Origin of the sequence: Uliginosibacterium flavum (assembly GCF_040566545.1) — a bacterium.
Taxonomy (GTDB): domain Bacteria; phylum Pseudomonadota; class Gammaproteobacteria; order Burkholderiales; family Rhodocyclaceae; genus Uliginosibacterium; species Uliginosibacterium flavum.
The window spans coordinates 17,779-40,269 of record NZ_JBEWZI010000018.1 but is presented as its reverse complement, the minus strand read 5'-3'; the positions used below and the strand labels follow the sequence as shown (position 1 = coordinate 40,269).

At 57.2% G+C, this 22,491-nt stretch carries 23 protein-coding genes; 5 read left to right on the top strand and 18 right to left on the bottom strand.

Annotated features, from left to right (window positions below; translation table 11 throughout):
• Window positions 1-4: 4 nt before the first annotated feature.
• From cysM to ABXR19_RS15170, 17 genes are all read right to left on the bottom strand, one after another.
• Window positions 5-907, bottom strand: a complete 903-nt coding sequence (gene cysM, locus ABXR19_RS15250; protein WP_435594335.1) for a cysteine synthase CysM — start codon at window positions 905-907, stop codon at window positions 5-7.
• Window positions 908-968: 61 nt separating this feature from the next.
• Window positions 969-1,289 carry a DUF3135 domain-containing protein gene (locus ABXR19_RS15245; RefSeq protein WP_354602000.1) on the bottom strand — a complete coding sequence of 107 codons (321 nt, stop codon included), beginning with the start codon at window positions 1,287-1,289 and terminating at the stop codon, window positions 969-971.
• A 237-nt stretch (window positions 1,290-1,526) separates the two neighbouring features.
• Entirely contained in the window at window positions 1,527-3,458 is a 1,932-nt protein-coding gene (locus ABXR19_RS15240; RefSeq protein WP_354601999.1) for a chemotaxis protein CheA, read from the bottom strand.
• 58 nt (window positions 3,459-3,516) lie between these two features.
• Complete coding sequence (cheZ, locus tag ABXR19_RS15235) at window positions 3,517-4,413, bottom strand: protein phosphatase CheZ (protein WP_354601998.1); 897 nt, start codon at window positions 4,411-4,413, stop codon at window positions 3,517-3,519.
• An 84-nt stretch (window positions 4,414-4,497) separates the two neighbouring features.
• Window positions 4,498-4,890 carry a chemotaxis response regulator CheY gene (gene cheY / locus ABXR19_RS15230; protein ID WP_354601997.1) on the bottom strand — a complete coding sequence of 131 codons (393 nt, stop codon included), beginning with the start codon at window positions 4,888-4,890 and terminating at the stop codon, window positions 4,498-4,500.
• Between the two features lie 17 nt (window positions 4,891-4,907).
• The gene (locus ABXR19_RS15225; protein WP_354601996.1) at window positions 4,908-5,855 is read right to left on the bottom strand and encodes a chemotaxis protein; all 948 of its coding nucleotides are present in this window, start codon (window positions 5,853-5,855) and stop codon (window positions 4,908-4,910) included.
• A gap of 32 nt (window positions 5,856-5,887) precedes the next feature.
• Window positions 5,888-6,853, bottom strand: coding sequence for a chemotaxis protein (locus tag ABXR19_RS15220; RefSeq protein ID WP_354601995.1), 966 nt, complete (start codon window positions 6,851-6,853; stop codon window positions 5,888-5,890).
• A gap of 365 nt (window positions 6,854-7,218) precedes the next feature.
• Window positions 7,219-7,524 carry an STAS domain-containing protein gene (locus ABXR19_RS15215; protein ID WP_354601994.1) on the bottom strand — a complete coding sequence of 102 codons (306 nt, stop codon included), beginning with the start codon at window positions 7,522-7,524 and terminating at the stop codon, window positions 7,219-7,221.
• A 252-nt stretch (window positions 7,525-7,776) separates the two neighbouring features.
• A complete protein-coding gene (locus ABXR19_RS15210) occupies window positions 7,777-8,832 on the bottom strand; it encodes a protein-glutamate methylesterase/protein-glutamine glutaminase (protein ID WP_354601993.1) in 1,056 nt (351 codons plus the stop codon).
• A gap of 10 nt (window positions 8,833-8,842) precedes the next feature.
• Window positions 8,843-9,850 (bottom strand): CheR family methyltransferase, encoded by a 1,008-nt coding sequence (locus tag ABXR19_RS15205; RefSeq protein ID WP_435594334.1) that lies wholly within the window; start codon window positions 9,848-9,850, stop codon window positions 8,843-8,845.
• Window positions 9,851-9,881: 31 nt separating this feature from the next.
• Window positions 9,882-10,274, bottom strand: a complete 393-nt coding sequence (locus ABXR19_RS15200; protein WP_354601992.1) for an Hpt domain-containing protein — start codon at window positions 10,272-10,274, stop codon at window positions 9,882-9,884.
• A gap of 12 nt (window positions 10,275-10,286) precedes the next feature.
• Window positions 10,287-11,360 carry a flagellar motor protein MotB gene (gene motB / locus ABXR19_RS15195; protein WP_354601991.1) on the bottom strand — a complete coding sequence of 358 codons (1,074 nt, stop codon included), beginning with the start codon at window positions 11,358-11,360 and terminating at the stop codon, window positions 10,287-10,289.
• Between the two features lie 160 nt (window positions 11,361-11,520).
• Window positions 11,521-12,375, bottom strand: a complete 855-nt coding sequence (gene motA / locus ABXR19_RS15190) for a flagellar motor stator protein MotA (protein ID WP_354601990.1) — start codon at window positions 12,373-12,375, stop codon at window positions 11,521-11,523.
• 182 nt (window positions 12,376-12,557) lie between these two features.
• Complete coding sequence (flhC, locus tag ABXR19_RS15185; protein ID WP_435594333.1) at window positions 12,558-13,106, bottom strand: flagellar transcriptional regulator FlhC; 549 nt, start codon at window positions 13,104-13,106, stop codon at window positions 12,558-12,560.
• A 12-nt stretch (window positions 13,107-13,118) separates the two neighbouring features.
• Window positions 13,119-13,433, bottom strand: coding sequence for a flagellar transcriptional regulator FlhD (flhD, locus tag ABXR19_RS15180; RefSeq protein WP_354601988.1), 315 nt, complete (start codon window positions 13,431-13,433; stop codon window positions 13,119-13,121).
• A 393-nt stretch (window positions 13,434-13,826) separates the two neighbouring features.
• Window positions 13,827-15,806 carry a diguanylate cyclase gene (locus tag ABXR19_RS15175; protein ID WP_354601987.1) on the bottom strand — a complete coding sequence of 660 codons (1,980 nt, stop codon included), beginning with the start codon at window positions 15,804-15,806 and terminating at the stop codon, window positions 13,827-13,829.
• A gap of 215 nt (window positions 15,807-16,021) precedes the next feature.
• Window positions 16,022-17,596, bottom strand: a complete 1,575-nt coding sequence (locus ABXR19_RS15170; RefSeq protein ID WP_354601986.1) for a GGDEF domain-containing protein — start codon at window positions 17,594-17,596, stop codon at window positions 16,022-16,024.
• Window positions 17,597-17,751: 155 nt separating this feature from the next.
• On the opposite strand from ABXR19_RS15170, the gene ABXR19_RS15165 reads away from it, so the two are divergent.
• On the top strand, window positions 17,752-18,288 hold the full coding sequence (locus ABXR19_RS15165) for an NUDIX hydrolase (RefSeq protein WP_354601985.1): 537 nt from the start codon (window positions 17,752-17,754) through the stop codon (window positions 18,286-18,288).
• Here the strand turns inward: ABXR19_RS15165 and ABXR19_RS15160 are convergent.
• Window positions 18,285-18,905 (bottom strand): hypothetical protein, encoded by a 621-nt coding sequence (locus ABXR19_RS15160; protein ID WP_354601984.1) that lies wholly within the window; start codon window positions 18,903-18,905, stop codon window positions 18,285-18,287. The genes ABXR19_RS15165 and ABXR19_RS15160 overlap by 4 nt on opposite strands.
• Before the next feature lie 116 nt (window positions 18,906-19,021).
• Here ABXR19_RS15160 and ABXR19_RS15155 point away from each other — a divergent pair, with 116 nt between their 5' ends.
• The 4 genes from ABXR19_RS15155 (at window position 19,022) to ABXR19_RS15140 (ending at window position 22,448) form a co-directional block, all read left to right on the top strand.
• A complete protein-coding gene (locus ABXR19_RS15155) occupies window positions 19,022-19,639 on the top strand; it encodes an HNH endonuclease (protein ID WP_354601983.1) in 618 nt (205 codons plus the stop codon).
• A gap of 42 nt (window positions 19,640-19,681) precedes the next feature.
• Window positions 19,682-19,930: a SemiSWEET transporter gene (locus ABXR19_RS15150; protein ID WP_354601982.1), complete on the top strand. Its 249-nt coding sequence runs from the start codon at window positions 19,682-19,684 to the stop codon at window positions 19,928-19,930.
• Between the two features lie 221 nt (window positions 19,931-20,151).
• Window positions 20,152-21,336 (top strand): hypothetical protein, encoded by a 1,185-nt coding sequence (locus tag ABXR19_RS15145; protein WP_354601981.1) that lies wholly within the window; start codon window positions 20,152-20,154, stop codon window positions 21,334-21,336.
• Window positions 21,333-22,448 (top strand): hypothetical protein, encoded by a 1,116-nt coding sequence (locus ABXR19_RS15140; RefSeq protein WP_354601980.1) that lies wholly within the window; start codon window positions 21,333-21,335, stop codon window positions 22,446-22,448. Before ABXR19_RS15145 ends, ABXR19_RS15140 begins: the two co-directional genes overlap by 4 nt.
• The last annotated feature ends 43 nt before the right edge of the window (window positions 22,449-22,491 follow it).

Below are 22,491 nucleotides of genomic sequence, written 5' to 3'. Positions count from 1 at the left end.
CGCCTCAGGCCGGAAATACGCCAGTCGACAGGTAACGGTCACCGCGATCACAAACAATCGACACGATCACGGCATCCTGCACCTCCGCGGCGATGCGCAAGGCCACACTCATTGCACCACCAGAAGAAATCCCCGCAAAAATCCCCTCCTCGCAGGCCAAACGCCGGGTCAGATCCTCGGCCGCCGATTGCGCAACCGACTCAACCCGATCTATGCGTGCCGCGTCGAAAATTTTCGGCAGATAGGCCACAGGCCATTTGCGGATGCCAGGAATCTGCGCGCCATCTTCAGGCTGACAACCGATGACCTGGATCGCTGGATTCTTTTCCTTGAGAAAACGTGACACGCCCATGATGGTGCCGGTGGTCCCCATGGCACTGACAAAATGGGTGACCCGGCCATTGGTTTGCTTCCAGATTTCGGGGCCAGTGCTTTCGTAATGGGCCAGAGGATTATCGGGGTTGCCAAACTGATCGAGCACCGTGCCACGACCTTCGTCGCGCATGCGAATAGCCATGTCACGCGCCAGTTCCATGCCGCCTTCGCGCGGCGTCAGCACCAGTTCAGCCCCGAAGGCGCGCATGCTCTGCCGCCTTTCCACGCTCTGGTTCTCAGGCATGACCAGAATCATCTTGTAGCCACGCATGGCTGCGGCCATCGCCAGGGCTATCCCGGTGTTGCCACTGGTGGCCTCGATCAGGGTATCGCCGGGCTTGATCTCACCGCGGCGCTCGGCATGAACGATCATGGATAGCGCCGGCCGATCCTTCACCGAGCCGGCCGGGTTGTTGCCTTCGAGCTTGGCCAGCAGCACATTATTGCGCTGTGCAGCGAGATCGCCCGGCAAGCGTTTGAGTTGCACCAGTGGCGTGTTGCCCACGTAATCATCAAGACTGGGGAATTGCATCGGAATGACCGTCTGTTGGCGGGCCTGCAATCATACCGGAGCCGCTGCGAAAGTACCCGGCCTACTCCGCCGCAGCGGGGGGCAGCATGCTCTCAAAGGTGCGTGACTGCTCGCGAAGTTGCCCCAGATGCCCTGACAAAGCCGCCAGATGCTCGCCCAGCATGCCCAGCAACTGACGCGAAGCCTTGACCGGCGTACCGGCCTCTGCACGGGAATGATCAATCAAAGCCTGCAATGCCTGCAACTCTCCACTCAAACGCCTCGGTGCGGCGTCCATGAAACTCTTCAGCACCTGCTCACGCGCAGCAAAAAAGGCCGCAGGATCTTCCTCAGCCAAAGAACGCCAATGATCGAAATCGAACTCAAACCTGAACTGCGGCACAGCACACCTCTTATCACTAAAGTACAAGTCTCTAGTGGGATGCTATGCAAGAAAAAGGCCATCCGCAAGAAGGCAACAACATGCAAGGCGAGCGCAAAACAAGCTAACCGAAGAGCCCCGCGGGGCTTACATCTTCAGCCACCCTACCCGCACAGGCTTGCTGCATGCGGTTTTGCGGGCATGCCGCACAAAAAAAGGGCGGGATTGCTCCCGCCCTGACAGATGCCGCTTCAAGTATCAGGCTGCCGCTGCGATTTGCCCCTCCAGCAAAAGCTGGGCACGCGTAGCAAAACGCTGCTCACCCAGGCTGGAGAGCAACTCCTTCATATCCAGAATCAACACAATCTGCCCATTCGACAAGGTCGTCACGCCTGCCACGCCCTTCGGCCTGAAGTCGTAGAGCGACTTGATCACCGCGTCCTCACGGCCGGCGAAGGTGTCGATGGCCAGAATGAAACTCTGATCCGCCGACTGCATGAGCACACCGTACTCAGGAATCCGTTGCTGTGGCCAACCCAACAAGGCTGCCAAGGTCACAATCGGCAACACCTCGCCGCGCACCACCATGGTGGCGCGACCGCCCAGTTCCTGCACTTCTTTGGACTCGATTGGCAGAATTTCGCGCACCATCGACAGTGGTACAGCAAAAGGCTGATCTTCCAGACACACCAGCAACACTGGCAAGATCGCCAAAGTCAGCGGCAACGAAATGATGAATTCAGTGCCTTTGCCCTGTACCGAACGAATATCGATCGAGCCATTGAGCTTCTGGATATTGGTTCTCACCACATCCATCCCCACCCCACGCCCCGACACATCAGAGACCGCGCTAGCCATCGAGAAGCCGGGCAGGAAGATGAGATTAAAGCTCTGACGCTCATCCATTGTGTTGGCCTCTTCATCGGAGATGAGGCCCTTTTCCAGCGCTTTGGCACGCAACCGTTCAGCGTTCATGCCGCGACCATCGTCGGCAACGACGATCACAATGTGATCACCCTCTTGCCGTGCCGCAAGCTTGACGAAGGACTTCTCACTCTTGCCCATGGTCATGCGTTCGGCCGGCAATTCGATGCCGTGATCTACCGCATTGCGGATCAAGTGAATGATCGGATCAGACAAATCCTCAATCATCGTCTTGTCGATTTCGGTGTCCTCACCTTCAAGCACCATTTCGACGTCTTTGCCCAGAGAGCGCGCCAGATCACGAGCGATACGCGGATATTTCTGGAACAGCCGGCCAACCGGCTGCATCCGGGTTTTCATCACCGCGTTCTGCAGATCCGACACCAGCAAATCAAGCTGACTTACCGCCAGATCCAGTGCGTGTAAAGTGTCCGTATCATTCTTGCCGTTCAGGATGTCACTGCGCAAAGCCGTCAGACGATTTTTTGTCAGGCCGATTTCACCCGACAGATTCAACACCTGATCCAGGCGCGAGGTATCCACGCGAATCGAATTGTCACGCTGGCGTTCGCCTTCGCGCCGCCCTCCCGGTGGGCCTTGGTAGCCAGGCTTGTCCGTGGTACGTCGCCCAACCGCGGCAACGATGATCTGCTCGGCAACCACCTCATCCAGATGCAGATCGTCAGCCTCGTCAAAGGAAGCCTCCACAACCGGTAACTGTGCGGCCACCGGCTCGGTACCCGTCACGGCGTGATAGTACGCGTCCCAGTCAGGCTCGTTGCCTGCAGCAGGAACCACCGCAACCGACGCTTTCGGCGTCACGGCTGGCTTGGGAGCTGCTACCGGTTTTGGGGCGGCACCACCACTCTTGAGGCCGCCCGCAAGCGCTTGCTTCAATTGTTCCAGTAAGGCGGGATCTGCGGCTCCGGGCTGCACGGAGCGCTCCAGATCATCAAACATGGTGCGTACCGCAGCAGTCGCACTGAGGATGACGTCAAGCATCTCCCCCGTCACCTGCATTTCATTGGTGCGCAATTTGTCGAACAGATTTTCGGTGAGGTGGCACAAGTTCACCAAGGCGCTGGCATTCAAAAAACCAGCACCGCCCTTGATCGTGTGGAAACCCCGGAAGATTTCGTTCAACAAGGGCAAATCCCGAGGATTGCGCTCCAGGTCGACAAGCTTGTTATCAACCCCGGAGAGCAAATCCCCCGCCTCGACCAGAAAGTCCTGTAGCAGGTCTTCCATTCCCGCGAAATCGCTCATAGCAGACTCCGGTACCGTTGTAATGCACTACACCATTCCGGGAAAATCCCGGCGCCGTTCAGAACCCCAGACTATCGAGCAAGTCATCAACCTGCTCCTGGCTGGTTACAACATCTTCACGCCCCTCAGCGCTCACCACCGGCCCGTTCAGCAAGCCATCCTCGGCCACCACACGCTTGTTTTCCGGCATGATTTCGATCAGCACTTTAAGCAAACCGTCTTCCATCGTTGAGGCCATATCCACGATTTTCTTGATGACCTGACCGGTCAAATCCTGGAAGTCCTGCGCCATCATGATTTCAAGCAGCTGCTCGTTAACTACTTTGCTATCTTTTGCTGATTGCCCCAGAAAACTCCTGGTTTCTCCAGCCAACTCCTTGAACTCCGCCACAGACAGCTTCCTGTCATACAGCTTGTCCCAGCGCTTGCTCAGATCCGTCGCACGCTGTTCAATCCGGTCCTGAATCGGCTTGGCAATATCCGTAGCATTCAATACCCGACTGGCGGCCTGCTCTGTCATTTGCGAGATATAAGACAAGCGCTGACGAGCATCCGGCAACTTCTCTGCGGTTTCCGAAAGCATGCGGTCGTAACCGAGCTGACGAATCGTGTCGTGCAACAGTCGCGTCAGCTGCCCCAATTGCAGGAAAGCTTGTTCCTGACGCTCTTGGGCTGACATGTGAGACGAGGCCGCAACAACTTCCTTTAGGTTAACGCCAAGTTCACTGGTTACAACAGGTGCTGCTGCGCTGCCTTGTGATTGCCCGGCAACACTGTCAAAGAGCGCTTGCAAATCGTCGGAATCACCCAAATCACTCACTGCACTCACAACCGCGTTTGCCACCGCAGGAGAGAGCGTCGCCGCCGGTTGATTGGCACTATCCGCGATAGAGTCAAACAGCGTCTGCAAATCATCGTTATCGCCAGATTCGTCCGCTTTCAGGCGTTTGGCCATGGTGTCGGCTCCTAAGTCTTGTAAATACCTTTGCGTCAATGGGCTAAAGCCCTGCGCAGCCTTGTCTTTCGCAAGCCGCGCGAATCAACCCTTACCCATTTTTTCAAAAATCTTGGCCATCTTTTCAGCCATGGTCGCTGCCGTAAAAGGCTTCACGATGTAACCACTGGCCCCGGCCTGAGCGGCTTCAATGATGTTTTCCTTTTTTGCCTCGGCGGTAATCATCAGCACCGGCAAATGCGCAATCTGAGCGTTGGCCCGGATTGCACGAAGCAACTCGATGCCCGTCATGTTCGGCATGTTCCAGTCCGTCACGACGAAATCGAAACCACCAGAAGTCAGCTTTTGCATCGCCACGACACCATCTTCGGCCTCGTCAACATTGCTATAGCCCAACTCTTTAAGGAGATTTCGCACGATGCGACGCATCGTTGAAAAGTCATCTACCACCAGGAATTTCATTTTTGGATCCGACATGATTTGTATTCTCCGGATTAATCCTTGTGGGCTTTCAAAAGATACGGGCGCAAAGTTTCCGCCAATATTTCAGCATCAAACTTTGCAACATAAGCATCGACCCCCACCGCCTTGCCCATCGACCGGTTTGCCTCTGACGACAAAGAGGAATGCATCACTACAGGAATCCCGTCAAAACGCGGATCATTTTTGATATTGCGAGTCAGCACGTAGCCATCCATTTCCGGCATTTCAGCATCCACCAGAATCATGTTGATCTCGTCCGCCAGCTTGCGTTTCTGCTGCTGTGCATGTGCGGCCATGCCATCCAGCCGAGTCCAGGCCTCCAGACCATTTAACGCATGCTTATGACGAACTCCCAGTTTGTCGAGAACCTCCGCAATTTTCTTGCGGGCAATCGCCGAATCATCGACAAAAAACAGATTGGCCTCAACGCCGTGATCCAGCGCAGCAATCTGACCCACCGGCGCCTCACCGAAGGTTTGCGAAAGAATGGTTTCCACATCAAGAATGGAAACCAGTTTTCCGTCTGCAAGTTCAGTAATCGCAGTAATGTAATTCTGGGTTGCCCCCGCCATGTTCTCGGGCTGGCGAACTTTGTCCCACTCCACGCGAATGATGCGATCCACGTCATGCACGAGAAAGCCGAGAGTACGCTTGCTGTACTCGGTCACCATCATCGAGTTTCCCAAGGCCTGCCCAGGCTTGGCAATACCAATGATCTTGGCCAGCGACAAAACCGGAATGACGTTGCCACGCAAGGAGATCAAGCCTTCGACCCCTGCCGGCATATTCGGCGCCTTGGTGATGAAAGGTGTCTTGGAAACCTCACGCACCTTAAACACATTAATGCCGAAAGTTTCGCTGGTACCCAGTGCGAACAGCAGGATCTCCATGCGATTGGAGCCAGCCAGTTTGGTTCGTCCATCGACTGTATCCAGCAGGTTACTGTTTGCGTGTTCCATGTTTGCCCCTTATTGACTCAGCACCCGTGGGTTCAGGAAATGGTCTCAATGACCTGGTCTGGCGCCAGCATCGAACGAATCGCGTCCGCCAGACGATGTGGTTCAAATTTCGGCACATAACCATCCACGCCGACAGACTTACCCAGCGTCTGGTTCGACATGCTCGACAAGGAGGAATGCATCAGTACCGGCACTCCGTCAAACCGCGGGTCACTCTTGATTTTCTTGGTCAGGATGAAGCCATCCATCTCCGGCATTTCCACATCAGTGAGGATCAAGTGCAACACCTCCCAAACCTTTCGCCCAGTGACTTCTGCATGTTTGGCAATGCGTTCCAGCTCGTCCCAAGCGGCGCGGCCATTGACGGCTGCGACGTAACGCACACCCAATACGTTCAAGGTTTTCTCGATCTGCTTGCGCGCCACGGAGGAATCGTCGGCAAACAGCACGGTGTAATCCCGGCCGATGGGGGGAATATCCTTGAACAGGTAATCGTCGTCGTAGCGAGTGGTCTCCGCCAACACTTTCTCGACATCCAACATCATGATCAAGCGTCCGTCTTCCAGCTCGGTCACTGCCGTCACCAGACCACCAAGCTTGGTGGTCATCATTTCTGGAGGAACCCGCATCTGCGACCAGTCCAACCGCAAAATGGTATCTACTCCCTCGACCAGAAAACCTTGGGTATGACCGTTATACTCAGTCACGATCATGATTTCGCGCTTGCCCGTGGGATCTATTTCGCAATACTTGGCCAGATCAACAATCGGCACCAACTGACCACGCAATGACACCATGCCCTCAACGCCAGGCTGCATGTCAGGAGCTGCGGTGATGGGCGGCGTACGCATCACCTCGCGCACTTTGAAAACATTGATCCCAAAGCTTTCCTTGCGCCCGGTCCGCACATCTGTGCCCAGCGAGAACAACAGGATTTCAAGCTTGTTCGTCCCGGCCAAGCGGGTTCTAGCATCAATGCTCTTCAGCAATTCCGACATGGTGTTCTCCGCGATTTGATTCAGCCCCGTCAGGCCCTGATCTGCAGTGCTCAGTCCCTGATGAGTTTACGACACCCGTTTTACAAACTTGAGACCTCACGAGCACGCTTTGCTTCTGGCTTTCAGCGAAGTTTTGCCTTGCAGACGACCTTGCTTCACAAAGCCGACACGCACTCATGACTCCGCAGTACTCGTCGGATAACGGTTGCGCCGGCTTTAACTTGAGCGAAAGAAAGGGACTTAGGCCATCAGGGTGTATTGGCACGCCCCGCTACGGAAAAGGTTTGGCAGAAAAAGAAACGGCGCGATCCGTAGGTCGCGCCGTACAAGCTTGGTCTGCCGCAAAGGCAGGCTTCAATTCACGTTCAGGTAATCGCAAAAAGCTTGGAGAAGTTCGCAATATCCAGCACTTGCCGAACACTGCCCTTCACACCAACCAGCGCCACATCCTTGTTGGCGGCCTTAGCCTTGTCACGCAGCATCAACAGCATGCCCAGTGCCGAGCTGTCCAGATAGGACACTTCACCGAGATCGACCTGAAGCGGCCGAGCACCCGCCTGCCCCAGCAGCGAATCAACCGCATCACGAAACTCGCGGTGAGCCTTGAAATCGAAACGGCCGGCCAAACGCAGCACTGCGTGCGCGTCGTTCATCGAAACTTGAGCATCCATCGAAAACCTCCTTTTGCAATACGTATTCGGACAGAGATGCCGTGTTATCGAGCGCTTCACACCCTCGATAAAACTTACGGCACCGCGACAATTTGCTTGAGGTGGCATTATCCAGAAATCTGCCACCAAGAGCTTGCCATGCACGTGAATATCTTCACCCGATTGCGCGAAAAAGCCCGATACATGCCTGTTTCCACATATTCGCGCTTCGCGGCGCGCACCGCCAGCCGCACTATCGGGCAGCCCACAGGTTCACGCGCCTCGCAGGCTGTGTATCACCCGCCCAGGGATATCACGTAAAGCAGCAACCTCGTGCGCCGCGCCGTTGATGGTTGCCTCACGCGGCATACCCCACACCACGCAGCTTTCCTGATCTTGGCAGATGTTGTAAGACCCCGCCTGACGCATGCCCAGCATGGCCACAGCACCATCCTTACCCATCCCGGTCAGCATCACGCCGACCCCGTTACGCCCGACCTGAGAGGCTCCGGAGTTAAACAACACCTCAACCGAAGGTCGATGACGGTTAACCGGATTCTCGCGCGACAACTCACACTGAAACCCCCCCGTTACTCGCCGCGCCATCAAGTGTGAATGCCCTGGCGCGATGTAAGCCGTGCCCGGTTTGATTCGCTCGCCATGCTCGGCCTCCTTCACATGCAGACTGCACAAGCCATCCAGACGTCGCGCAAAAGAGGCAGTGAACATTTCCGGCATGTGTTGCACGATCAGGATGCCGGGCATTCTTTCCGGAAAACGTATCAGCACCTCACGAAGCGCTTCAGTTCCGCCGGTCGATGCACCAATCATTACCAGCTTGTCCTGCAAGACTTTGCTGGGCAAAGGCGTATTGATCAGGTTCGACAAGCTGGGGGTGCTTGTCGCAACCGGCGAACGCATCAGATGTTTGCGTGACATAGCGGCGGCGCGAATCTTGTCGCACAGCGAGTCCGCGTAAGTATGGATATTCCCCACCGGATCGGTCTTGGGCTTGGTGACGAAATCAATCGCCCCCAACTCCAGAGCACGTAGTGTGGTTTCGGAATCCTTCTCGGTCAGCCCGGACACCATCACCACCGGCATGGGGCGCAAACGCATGATCTGCGCGAGAAACTCCAGACCATCCATGTGCGGCATATCGACGTCCAGCGTCATCACGTCGGGATTCAGGGTCTTGATGGATTCGCGTGCCTCGAGTGCATTGCAGGCCGTTCCCGCCACCTGAAGATCCGGGGTGGCATTGATGACTTCAGACAGCACTGCGCGCATCAGCGCCGAATCATCCACCACCAGAACCCGGGTTTTCATCTATGCGGCCTCAGGGCTTGCGCGTGCCAGGAGCAAGCGACGCCTCCGCACGGGCATAGACCGTTCGCCCCAGCGATTTGAACAAACTCACCGCATGGATGAAATTCTCGGAGTGGCCGGCGTACAACAGGCCTTGTGGGTGAAGCAAACCGGTAAAGCGCTCGAGGATCTTGAACTGGGTCGGCTTGTCGAAGTAGATCATCACATTGCGGCAGAAAATCGCATCGAAACTCTCACGCAAGGGCCAGCCGGGTTCGAGCAGATTGATCTGTTTGAAGGTAATCAAGCGCTGCAACTCCGGGCGCACCCGCACATGCCCCTCCTGATCACCCGTACCACGCAGGAAGAAGCGCTGCACGCGCTCTTTGTCCAGGCGTTCGACCCGATCTGCGGTGTAAACACCCTTCTGCCCATGCGCCAGTACATTGGTATCCAGATCGGAAGCAATGATCTGTACAGGTGGATTGTTGCCAAAAACCTCGCACGCGGTGATCGCCAGCGAATACGGTTCTTCACCGGTTGAAGCCGCACTGCACCAGATCTTGAACGGACGCCGGTCGGCGGACTTGCGCATCTGATCAGCCAGCAAATCAAAGTGATGTGCTTCACGAAAGAAGGAGGTGAGATTGGTCGTCAGCGCATTGACGAAGGCTTCCCACTCCGCCGCATCACCGCTGCGCTCGAGCTGATCCAGATACTCCGCAAAACGTTTATGGTTATTGGCCCGCAAACGACGCGCAAGCCGGCTATAGACCATGTCTTGCTTGACAGGTGAGAGCGAAATCCCGGCATGCTTGTAGATCAGGGTGCGCACACGCTCGAAGTCTTGCGGCGTGAACTCGAACTCGCGTGTGCCGGTATCGATCCGGCTCAGCGCGTCCATGATGCCTTGGCGTGGGTTCTGAGCAGCGGCACTGGCAAGACCCGCACGCGGCGGCAATGCAGCGGCGCTCGTTGTCCGCGCAGGCAAACTGCCAATTCCGGCCGGCTTGTTCAAAACGGGCTTGCGTTGTTCCATGCTATCTCGCTCCTATAAATCATCAGCCCGCTCAGCCGCATGCAGCGGCACTATCCGACGAACATGCTCCAAGACGCACGCCAATGGCCGTTGTCAGAGCAGCATCCCCTGAAAGGCCCTGTTGGCGCCGCTTCAGCAGCAAGCGCAAACCATCTACAGCTTCCTCACACCACACCAGACGTGCCGCAGTCATCGGCACCTCCTGTCGTTCCAGCTGACGCAAAAGCGACTCCAGCAGTTGAGCCAAGTCCACAATTTCTTCAAAACCAAAGGCGCCGCTACTACCTTTGATCGAATGCACAGCCCGCGCTGCTTGCCGCCAATCCGCCAACTCCGCGACTCTCAAAACTTGATCCACGCGCAGCAAGAGTTCAGCGCTTTCCTCGAAGTACAAACCCAGAAATTTGCTCAGATCGACAGCCATTTTTGCCCCCAGTCAACGCGGCGGGCGCGGCGGTAAATCAATCCGCGGACGAGAGCTCAATTCACGCTGCGCAGCGTCCACCAGTGGCTTTGGCTCCAGCGGCGCATTCGCATCCACATCCAGATCACGCCCCTCCTGCAAGATGGCTTCCTCTGTACGTTTATTCATTACGATCAAGGTGATGCGCCGATTGATTGCGCTGTAAGGATCGTTCCGATCCAGTGGAATAGTCGAAGACAAGCCCACCACGCGCATGATCTTGCGTTCATCCATGCCGCCCAGAATCAACTCGCGACGCGAAGCATTCGCCCGGTTTGCCGACAACTCCCAATTCGAAAAACCACGATTGCCACCGGCGTACTGGGCCGCATCGGTATGCCCGGAAATACTGACCCGGTTCTCGACCTGATTGAGCACCTGACCAATCGCCCGGACGATGCCTTTGGTGTATGGCTTCATCTCGGCACTGGAGGTATCAAACATCGGGCGATTCTGCTCATCCACGATCTGGATGCGCAAACCCTCGGAAGTGATATCGAGCAGAAGCTGACGTTTGAATTGGCGCAGATCCACACTGGCTTCAATCATCGCCTCTGCCTTGGCTTTCAGATCCTGCAGCAGGATGCGCTCGGCTTTTTCCTGCTGCTCCTTTTGCTCCGCCTGCTTTTCGGCCTGTTTGTCCGCAGCCTCCTGCTCCGCCAGCGTGAGCTTCTTGGCTTGCCCCGGAGCCAGCTTAGAGTCGGCCGGAATAATCTTGACTTCGCTGATTTTGCGCGGCTCCTTGTAACTGCCGCGTGCCGCATCCCCCACGGATTTGGTCAGATCCGTACCGCCACCTGACAAGGGCGAATTGGATGAACCAGTACCTGGCCCACCGGCCATGGACAGTTTGAGCGGTGATTGAAAGTGATCAGCAATCCCTTTCAGATCACCCTTGGTGGTCGAACCCAGCAGCCACATCAGCAGGAAGAAAGCCATCATTGCCGTCACGAAATCGGCGTACGCAATCTTCCAGGCGCCGCCATGCGCGCCGCCGCCGCCTTTTTTTATGCGCTTGACGATGATCGGTTGCTGGTTGTCAGCCATGTTTAGGCACTATTTCCTTGGATTCAGGATCAATCAAACGGTAACAATTTCAGGCCCCTGCCCGCAGATCCGCGCAGCCATTCACTCTTGCGGCACATATCCCGAAGACCCTTACGGAGAGGGGCTCTTCAGCCATCCCATAAATGCACGGTTTCACCGGCTATTTCTTGCGGTTTTTGATCTCGGCTTCCAGCTCGGCAAAGCCCGGCCTGTCGGTGGAATACAAAACCTTGCGACCGAATTCAACCGCCACCTGCGGTGCGTAGCCACTCATGCTCGCCAGCAAAACTGTCTTGATGCACTGAAAAATCTTGCCACCCTCTTCGCACTTTTGCTCCAGCTGCGAAGCCACTGGAGATACGAAACCATAGGAAACCAGAATCCCGAGGAAGGTACCCACCAGCGCGCCACCGATCATCTTTCCCAGCACAGCAGGCGGCTCGCCCACCGAGCCCATCACGTTTACTACACCCATCACCGCAACCACGATACCGAAGGCAGGTGTGGCATCGCCAACCTTGGCCATGATGTGCGCCGCGACATGTGCCTCGCTATGGTGGGTCTCAATCTCGACATCCATCAGGCTTTCCAGCTCGAAAGCGTTCAGATTGCCGCCCACCATCATGCGCAGGTAATCACACAGGAATTCCATCGCATGGTGATCGTGCAGAAATACCGGATACTTGGTAAAGATCGGACTGGCCTCGGGATTCTCGACGTCGTTTTCGATCGACATCAAGCCCTCCTTGCGCACCTTGGCAAGAATCTCGAAAAGCATCGCCAGCACTTCGACGTAGAAAACCTTGTTGTAATGCGAAGGCTTGAACAAACCCGGCAGGGCGCCGAGCGTCGCCTTGATGTTCTTCATCGAATTGCCTGCGACGAATCCGCCGATGGTCAGACCGATGATGGCCAGATACTCCAGCGGCACGAACAGAGCGGCCAGACTGCCGTGCACGGCATACGTACCGACCGACGCCAGCAGAATGATGATGTAACCGACAATCAGGAGCATTGCTTAAACCCCGTGCTGTGGATGAGCTAGCCAAAGCTTGTCGTGACAAGCCCGGCGACTGCCGGAAAACTGTCCCGAACCAATACAGGTATCGGCCCCACGCGACAAAACTTGATTACCCGAAGTGGCAAAAAAAACGCCGGACTCAGCCGGCGGTTTTCTGACGTGTGACAGGCGCAATCTCAGGCAACCGCGCACACCACATCTTCACGCATTGGGCGCTTGCCCTTGCCGGCACGCGCAGGCACATGGCACAGACCACATACGTAACTGCGCGTCGGATCATAGGCATGGGCCACGAATTCACCACCACAACAGGTGCAGCGCGTCTGCTGCAACATTTTGGCCTCAAAGAACCTTACCAGCGTCCAGGCGCGCGTCAGGCTCAGCACCTGATCAAGTTGCATGCTCGCGACCTGCTCACGGTACATGTGAAAGGCCTGCAAGGTAGCCTCCAGCGGCTTGGTCTCGGTATTGCGCATAACAAAGCCACGCAAGGACATGAACAACGAGGCGTGCACATTTTGCTGCCAGGGAATGAACCAATCGGTCGAAAATGGCAGCATGCCCTTGGGCGGCGATTCACCACGGATTTCTTTGTACAGTTTGAGCAGGCGCTCCCGCGACAAGCCTGTTTCCGATTCCAGCATCTGCATGCGCGCACCGAGTTCGATCATCTCGATCGCCAAGCGGGTTTCCTGCGCATCCTGAACGAGACTTTTCATTCGCATGATCTTGCCTCCTCAGGACAGATGTTCAACAGGCTTGCTTGCAGCCAGGATAGTCGCGTGAATCCGCGAAACCACGCCTTCGCTGCCATGATTGCCCAACAGATTGAGCAGCAAGGTGTCATCAAAGCGAAAACGGCACAGCAACATGTCACTGGAGGCCATGCGCAGAATCTGCGCAGGGGAAAGATTTTCGATGACTTCGGCCACATCCTCGCCGACCCCGAGCTTGAACATCGCGCCGGCCTTGTCGGCCATGATCATCTGCTGCGCCAGCATCAGGTACGACAAATTGAGTTCCCGAATTTCGTTACCGATATCCATTTTCATGATCAACCTCCTCTACGCCGTGGAGAAGCCCTTGTTAACCGGGCTCTATGGGATTGGATTCTCCACGACAAGGGGGCGACAACCAATCAGGCATGGTCGGAAAATGATGTAACAGTCGACGACGGGCGGCACGTAAGAACGTCTCTTACATGCATGCCATGAAGACTGGATAGAAGGGCAACAGGAGATGGATTACGGCGTTATCACTCGTACTAACGGACAGGATTTCGGAAACTTTACGGTTTTCAACAATATTTTTTCGCTGCCCGAAAACCAGACGACACCAGCTTGTTCCTGTTCCAGATAGAGACGAGACGCGAAGACGAGCCACAGACAGAGCTAGAGCACGGCAAGGCGACGTCAACAAAATATCGTTTCTATCTGGAACTGGAATTACGCGGCGCCCGCTGCACGTGGCTTGAGTTGCGCCGCCTCCACTCGGTTGCGTCCCGCCTGCTTGGCCATGTACAAACCCTGATCAGCGCGCTTGAGCAAACTCTCGGCATCCACAACATTCTGATCGCGGGAAGCGACACCGACACTGATCGTCACGCGCAGATGCACCAACCCGGAAGCGACCAAGGCTTCTTCAACACCATGCCGCACCCGCTCGGCACAAGCCATCGCAGCCTCGATCGCCGTATCCGGGCACAACACGATGAATTCATCCCCCCCCGTACGCGCGATCAGATCATGCCCGCGCAGCGCACTGCGAATGGCGGCCGCCACCTGGCGCAAGACGGAGTCACCCACATCATGTCCATAGGTGTCATTGATCGCCTTGAAATTATCGACATCCACCATCAGGCAAGACAAAGGACGCGCACTGCGCGCAGCGGCAGCCCATTCCTGGGTAAGGCGATCCGTAAAGAAACGCCGATTGGGACAGCCCGTCAGCGGATCCATCAAGGCTACTTCCTGCAGGCGCCGGTTGCTCACTGCAAGTTCCGCGGCGAAGTGACGAATCTCCTCGCGGTCGCGTTCAATTTCATAATGCAAGGCCGTCAGACGACGCCCCGCCCGGATCTTGGCCAGCAAGACACGCGGATTGACCGGCTTGGGCAGCAAATCGTCCGCACCCGCGTCAAAAGCGGCAATCACGGTCTCTTCAGAGGCATCGTCGCCCATCACGACAGCGTAGATAGAGCGGCCAATACGCGTCTGACGCAAGGTTCGCAAAAGTTCGGCGCCCGGGATATCCACCAACTGCCAGCCCAGCAACAACATGTCAGGCCGGAAATCCAGCGCCATCTCAGTCGCGGTGTAGCCATCACCCGCCTCGGCCACGTCGTAGCCGCTCTCCATCAGCGCCTGCTTGAGGCTGCTACGCGCGAGCGCATCACTATCCACGATGAGCACCCGCAAGAGCCGCTCGTGCTGGACCTCTCCAGCCACATCCTCGGAAACGCCCGCCTGCTGGGCCTCTTCAGCAGGGGTTGGCAAAACTGGCTGGCTTTCTGCCTGTTTGACCAGATGCTCGAAGGGCGGCAATTTCTCGGCGTGCACATTGAGCAAAGCACCCCACTCCACCCACTCCGCCACCACGCCATCCGACAGAGTCGCCAGCGTTTCATCATCAAAAGACAGGCGCGAGCCGGCCAGCTTCACCCGGCGCAAGATATCCGGCCGTTCCGCTTCAGCCGCCAGACACAAATTCCCGAGCTGGCGTGCCAGCACCAGCGTCTGGGTCAAAGTTGAATCACGCGAGCCTTCCGCCTGCTGACATTCGATGCCCGCAGCTACGCAATAAGCGGCATCCGTAAATAAGCGCGGCAAACCCCAGTCGGCCAGCATTGCCGCGCCCAGCTCGGCATTGTTCATGGCAAAGGCCCGCGACTCCAGTTCTGCCAGGCGCTGCGGCTCATGCTGGCTATCGGCCAGAATTTTTGCATAATCGTGCGGATAAAGCGTTGCCAGCGCCAGTTCGCCGACACGCCCCAGCAAACCCAGACAATAGGTTTCATCGGGCGCAGCGATCCGGGTCCGCAGCGTGACCGCCTGTGTCGCCACTGCCGTAAGCATGGAAAATGACCAATACCGCGAGTAATCAAAGCCATCGCAAGCGCCACTGCGGTAATGCGTCAGGAGCGAAAAGCCCAGCGCCATGTTGCGCACAGCCGGCATGCCAAGGATGGTCAAAGCATCCTGCACCGACACAATCGGGCGCCGTCCGTAACCGATAACGCCATTAGCAGCCTTGATCAGACGGCCAACGAAGGCCGGATCGGAACGGATGACCTGCGCCAGTTCGGGCATGGACACATCATCTTGCTGCGTCATGCGCATGATGGCCAAGGCTACGCCCTTGGGCGAAGGCAGGTCGCCCGAGGCCTTGAGCTGCTCGAAACGGGAGACATCAATAGGAGGAGCCATATACCGCGTACCCGGAACGCCAGAAATATCTGAACGGCGCGCCTCCTGCCAAAGCAGAAAACACACTCTCTGAGGCCTATTTACGGCACACAAGGAACCTGACTTAACGGAAAAAACCCACCGTCTGGCAGGGAATCAGGGCTCTTTCACTACTCTGCCCTTTTGGCTTGGTCCTGAAAGCAGCGCTTCGCAACAAAGACGCCAGGTTTTTCAGTTCAGGACTTCGCAAGCTGCACGCAGTTGCGCCCGGCGCGCTTGGCGGCATACAGCGCGTTGTCGGCAGCCACCATCAGCTCCATCATGTTGCTGAAACTCGGGTAATGAGCCAGGCCGGCACTGAAGGTCACTGCAAAGATCCCCTCATCGTAAGCGTGATAAATCTTGGAAAAACCCTCGCGGATACTGTCCAGCCGCTCCAGTGCCTGCTCTTCCGACGCATCGAAGAACACCACTACAAACTCTTCGCCGCCATAACGTCCGACCACGTCGGCACGCCGCAAACGCTGTTTGAGGTAACGCGCCAAGGTCTTGAGAACAGCATCTCCCACCGTGTGGCCGTAGCTGTCGTTCACCCGCTTGAAATGGTCCAGATCTAGGATTGCGTAGCAGACCGGCAAACCCTGACGTTCACCCTGCAACAAAGCCTGCTGCAGCAAGGCCTTGGTCTTCACGTGATTGAACAGGCCGGTCAGACTGTCTTCCACCATCAATTTGCGCAAGCCGCGATAACGCTCAGCCTTGCTGATCACGGTATTCACCAGTTGCGCCTGGCTGATCGGCTTGGTCAGGAAATCATCGCCACCATGGCGCATCGCTTCCAGCTGTACGGCCTGGCTGGTCTCGCTGGTCAGGAAGATGATCGGAATCGACTCGAAAGCCTTGTTTTGACGGATTATTTTCGCCACTTCCAGGCCATTGCAGCCCTGCATGTGAAAATCCAGCAACAGCACGTCCGGCGAAAAGTCCAGCAAGGTCTCCAGCACCAGATCCGGCTGGCGAATCGCCCGCAAGCTCAGATTCGGCATTTGCTCCAGTGCTTTCTGAATTGAAGCCAGCACAGTGGCCGAATCATCCAGCGCCAACACCCGATAGGGATCTTCCTTGGCCGTGAACACCAATGGATCGACCGCATCCACCAAGGCATTGATCGACAAGGGTTCGAGAAAAAAACCCTGCGCGCCATGCCTGATCGCCTGCAAGCGCAAGCGAAAATCTCCCTTGCGCGACATCGCAAACCATTTCAATCCGCTGCGGCTGATCTGATCAGCCAACCCTGCCAGGCGGGCATCCAGCCCGTCGCCAACCTCCATCACCACGGCCACTGCGCGCTGCGCCAATGCAGTCTGCAGCCCCTGACGGTAATCAACGAACACTTTGAACGCGTAGCCGTAGTGTTCCATCTGCAAGAGCAGATCCTGCACAGAATCGGTGTCGGAGGTCAGCATTACGACCAGCGGCAAGCCTTCATCCTCGACCTGGCTGGCGACTGTCGATCGCTGCAGCGCCGGACTGCATACATCGCGCACGACAGCAAAAATATGCGGCAAGAGCAGATCGACCGCCGAAGTCTGTTTGGCGCCCGGCTCCTTCACATTGGCCAGCAGCACGCTGAGCGGACGCAAGGCGTCTTCCAGCTCGGTCAGGCCCTGCTCGCGCGCCAAAGCCAGCAGTCGGTCACAGTGCGGCATGAAGGCGGCCCAGCGCTCCAGCTCATGGCTGGCCTGCCAGACCATTTTCCAGGCCGGCACCAGTTCATTCCACGCGTTGTGAATCTCGATCCGGTTACTCATGACTCAAGCATACGATGGACACCGCTGATTTGCCACACGACGATTGCAAAACCATGTCGTAAAAACCACAATGAGGGTCATCATATTCCAGATTCCAGTCGGCCAAACAGCCGAACTGGAACACAAACACCCCTCTTGGCCGGAAAACATCTGCAATGAAATACTGCTCTGCCTGTGGTGCTGAAGTCGGTTTACGCGTTCCCGCGGGCGATCAACGTCCCCGCCACGTCTGCACCGCCTGTGGCAGCATCCACTACCTGAATCCAAAGCTGGTCGCCGGCGCCTTGCCAATCTGGGAGGACAAGGTCTTGCTGTGCCGCCGCGCCATCGAACCTCGCTCAGGCTTCTGGACCTTGCCGGCGGGCTTCATGGAAATCGGCGAATCAACCGGTGAGGCCGCCATCCGCGAAACTCTGGAAGAGGCCTGCGCCCGTATTGAACTGGGCGAAATGTACACACTGGTCAATCTCCCGCAAATCAGTCAAGTGCACATCATTTATCGCGCCCGCCTGCTCGATCTGGATTTCGCGCCGGGCGAAGAGTCGCTGGAAACCCGTTTGTTTGCCGAGCACGAAATCCCGTGGGAGAAAATCGCTTTCCGCTCCATCTACCTGTCACTACGCCATTATTTCAAGGATCGCGCAAACGGCCACTTCCTGTTTCGCGAAGAAACCCTGGGCGCCCTGAGTTAAGGCCAGAACTCCAGATCCAGCACAAAAGCCTGTCCAGCCAGCACCTCTGGTACCTCTGCACGCAGCACAGCGCCGCGAACGGCCTCCAGCCAGACCTGATCCTGCACCGCATCGCCTGACGAGATCCGGATCTCTACCTGAGCACCGCCCGGCGAAGCACTCAGACTCAGCTGCACAGGAGAAATCAGTCTGGCAGACGGCGCACCCAGAACCGCCAGCAAAGCCAGCCGATAAGCCACCAGACCCTCGGCCCGCGACAGCGGCCGCAGCCCGGACTCAACCGATGACGCCACGACAACGGCAGACGACGCATCCGCGACACTCACCGCTGAGCGCGGTACCGACCGCTGCGCGACTCTTGCCGGCAGAGCCGGACGAGCGCTTGGTTTCTCGCCTACGGCCTCGCCAAGGCGCACCGATGAAGGCTCTTCAGACAGCCTGTCGGCAGACGCAGGCTGCAGGCGGGCCTGCAAGGCCACCTGTCTGAAACCCATATCCGGAGCGCCTTCCAGGCCTGCCATGCCGCGCCAAAAATCCAGTGCAGCGCCATGCAGTACAACTGACACCACCAAACCGATCAGCAACAAACGCCCCCAGGCCGGCAGCGGGCGTGTCATCAGGCGCACGGGAAGATTGATTATTCGATTCAAGGCGATTAGCTTGTGGCCTGAAACAGGTAATAACGGTACAGTAAAAACGTGGTCAAACGAGGTTCACTCCCGGCGACACACTCATGCGTACTCCCGAATACCGCCCAGAAATCCGCCCGATCCACCGTGAGCAGCGCCCGCTGATCCTCACCTTGGATGCGCAAGGTCAGCCACATCGCTGGGTGACTTGGCAACATGCGCTTTTTTATTACTCGCGCAACATGGTGGCCTGGGATGCCGGTGACGCGTGCTTCACTTTCTTCGGAGGCGTCTCGCGCAAAACCGGCCATCGCTCCCTCATCACCGCCAACAGCATCATCGCCATCAAGGGAAAATCCCTGTCCACGCGCAGTCTGCGTCAGGTGCCGCCACTGACCAATCGCGAGCTCTTTCACCGCGACCGTCACATCTGCGCCTACTGCGGCGCCGAACTGAATACCGCACGCCTGACCCGCGACCACATCAAACCCGTTTCGCAAAACGGTGCCGACACCTGGATGAACGTCGTCGCAGCCTGTCGCAGCTGCAATCAGCGCAAGGGCGGACGCACGCCGGAGCAAGCCCGCATGATGCTGCTCTACGCACCTTATGTGCCGAACAAAGCCGAATACCTGATCCTGTCCAACCGCCTCATCCTCGCCGACCAGATGGATTTTCTTGCCCATCATTTGCCGGCACAAAGCCGCTGGCGTCGCGCCTGATAGAATCTGCACCCACTTCAGCCGCACTCCGTACTCCGCACAATGAATGATCTGATCGGCTACACCGCGGCGTTCTGCACCACCGTCGCCTTCATCCCGCAAGCCTGGCTCACCTGGAAAACCCGTTCCGCCCGCGGCGTCTCGCTGGGCATGTATGGCATTTTCACGCTCGGCGTTGCCCTCTGGCTGATTTACGGCCTGCTGCTCGGTTCCTGGCCAATCATCGTCGCCAACATCATCACCTTGGCACTGGCCATTTTCATTCTGGGCATGAAGATCCGCTTCGGCTGAGCGGCCGATTCCGGCCATCCATCCTGCCGGCCTCGCCAAACATCCCGCACTTACATATCCTGACGCGTCAAGCGCGAGCTCCGGTACAAAACTCTCCGATAGAGACTGCCCTTCTGGACAGCCGACGCTTTGCGTGCCTTGCCCGTACTGCCCGGTATGATCCGCGCTGCGTGTCAGGCACGCCTTGATACCCGCCCGCCAACCTTCCCGCAAAGTGGTGTATGAGAAAGCTTCTATCTGTTGTCATGGCGTTGATTTGCGCCACCTCTGTGTTGATTACCCCAAACGCTCGCGCCGCCGAAGCCACCCTCGCCGGGTTCGCCTTTGCCGGTGATTACAAAACGGCTCAGAGCCGCTTCCCCTACAGCTTCAAGACTTTCGAGAAGCTCAAAGCCGCCGGCGTCGGCCAGAGTCTTTCCGCGCAGGTGTTCAGTCGCACCCAAGGCATCAGTAATCCGGCCATCGAATTGCGTCCGGCCGGCAGCCTGGTCAATCTGAAAGCCAGCGATCAAGCCCTGATGATCGTGCTGGTACTGACCGACGAGGTCGTCTCTACGGAAAATTACGGGGCCTATTACAAGACCTTCGTCAATCTGCGAGGCAACTTGCTGATCTTTGATTACAAAGCGCAAACCGTTGTCCGCACTTACCCGCTGAGCACCGTGATTTTCGACGCCACTCCGAATGCACCTTCGGAAGCGCGCCTGCAGGCGCTGGTCGAAAACCAGCTCACGAGTCAGGATGGCCAGGGACTGATCAGCCTGTTTGCCAAGCGTCTGGCAACAGGCGAACTGCCCAAGGAAGGCACAAAGACCCTGCAGGTAAAAAAGGTGGAAGTTTCTTCTGAGGCGCTCGCCGAGTTTCCCGAACCGCTACGCAGAAATCCCAAAGCGGCCGCGACCATGGTCGCTGATGCCTTCGCCTCGCTGCTGTCTTCCCGCGTTGGCGTTCCCCTCCTGCCCAGCAGCATCGGCGCAGTCGGCGGCGTGATGATGATGCGTCTGGAAAACGGTGACGACTTCAAGCTCAAGGTGGCAGAAGGTGACTACCTTTTCGACATCAAGATCAACGAATTTGTGAAGAAGAAAACCGACGAAACCAGTGTCGGCATTGCCTACGTCTATGGGGTGAAGTCCAGCCTCAAATTCTATGAGCCAACATTGGGTACGGACTTCATCAACACGGACCTGAAAAACGGCGAGTCCAGCGTCGTCCCGGCTACTCAAATCAGTAGTGACAATTTCCCTGCTTACGCCGAAGTCATTAACAGCATGTACAAGAAATTCGCCAATTTCCTTGTCGAAGGAGGCCAGGCCGACCAGAAGTGGCTAGCCGCAGCCGCTTCGGCCAAAGACATCAAATCGCAAGTTGAAACCGCCCGTGACATTCTGAGGAAGAGTAAATGAACAAACTGCTATTGGCCCTTGCCGGCCTGATCCTGTCCACCCAATGCATGGCCCAGGTCGTCACCGCCAAAGGCGTAGGCACTGCGCCCTACGGCTGGAGCCTGTCGGCCGGCGACAAGGACAAGGCCTATAAAGCCGCCCAGGTCTCCGCCGTCGAGCGTTACTTCGCCGAAGCAGGTGAAGCCGAATCCGAGAATTTCGAGGCGATCCAGCCGAAGATCGAAGCCAATCTCGAAAAGTTCATCCTCAGCACCACGATCATCAACGAGCAGAATCAGGAAAGCGCCAAGAAGTACTCGGTGTCCGTGCGCGTCGAGATCAATGTTGCAAAGCTGCGCAGCACCATCCGCGGCTCCAGCGCCACGGCAAAAACTGCACAGGGCGAACGCTCCCAGCTCGTCTATGTCTTCGTCGGCCGCGAAGTCTCCAGCGTGCGCTCCTTTGACGACCGCGTCGTCAAGCGCGCCGAAGTGGAACGCGAAGCCTCGGTGGATCGTTCGCGCTCGAGCAAGGGTGCCGAAGGCGAAGTGGTGCGCGGCAATGCCGTGGCCACGGCCGCAAAAAGGGACTCCAGCGAAAGTGTGACGGCCAAGGCATCGATCAAGGTCGAAACCGGCGGCAGCACGACGCGCAAAGCTGATGACACGAGCTATCGTCTGCTCGCCATGAACAACACCAAGACCTCGATCACCAGTGTGTTCTCGCAAGGTGGCTTCCAGGTGGCAGAACCCGAGTTCGTGCTTGAAGACAAGGACATCAAAGCCGTGAATCAGGATTTCTCGACCGGTAACGATCTCGCCCCGGCCACGCTGCGGGGTGTCGTCGCCGCCCTGCGCAATAGCCAGGTCCCGTATCTGGTGCTGGCAACGCTGGACGTCGGCGCACCGATGCAGGACGACGCTACCGGGATGCAGCGCGTGGCGGTCACCGTCACTGGCCGCGTGCTGGACGTATCAGCCAAATTGCCGCGTGAAGTCGCTTCCGTGCCAGCCGTGCAGTATTTCGGTGTCGGCCCGGACAATGCCAGCGCATCCGGCAAGGCTCTCAAGGACGCCTCAATGGCAGCAGCTCGCGAAGTAGTCAGCCGTTTGAACGCCGCCGGCATTCGCTAAACGAACATTTCCTGATGGCGCGCGCACCGGCCGCCTCCATCAG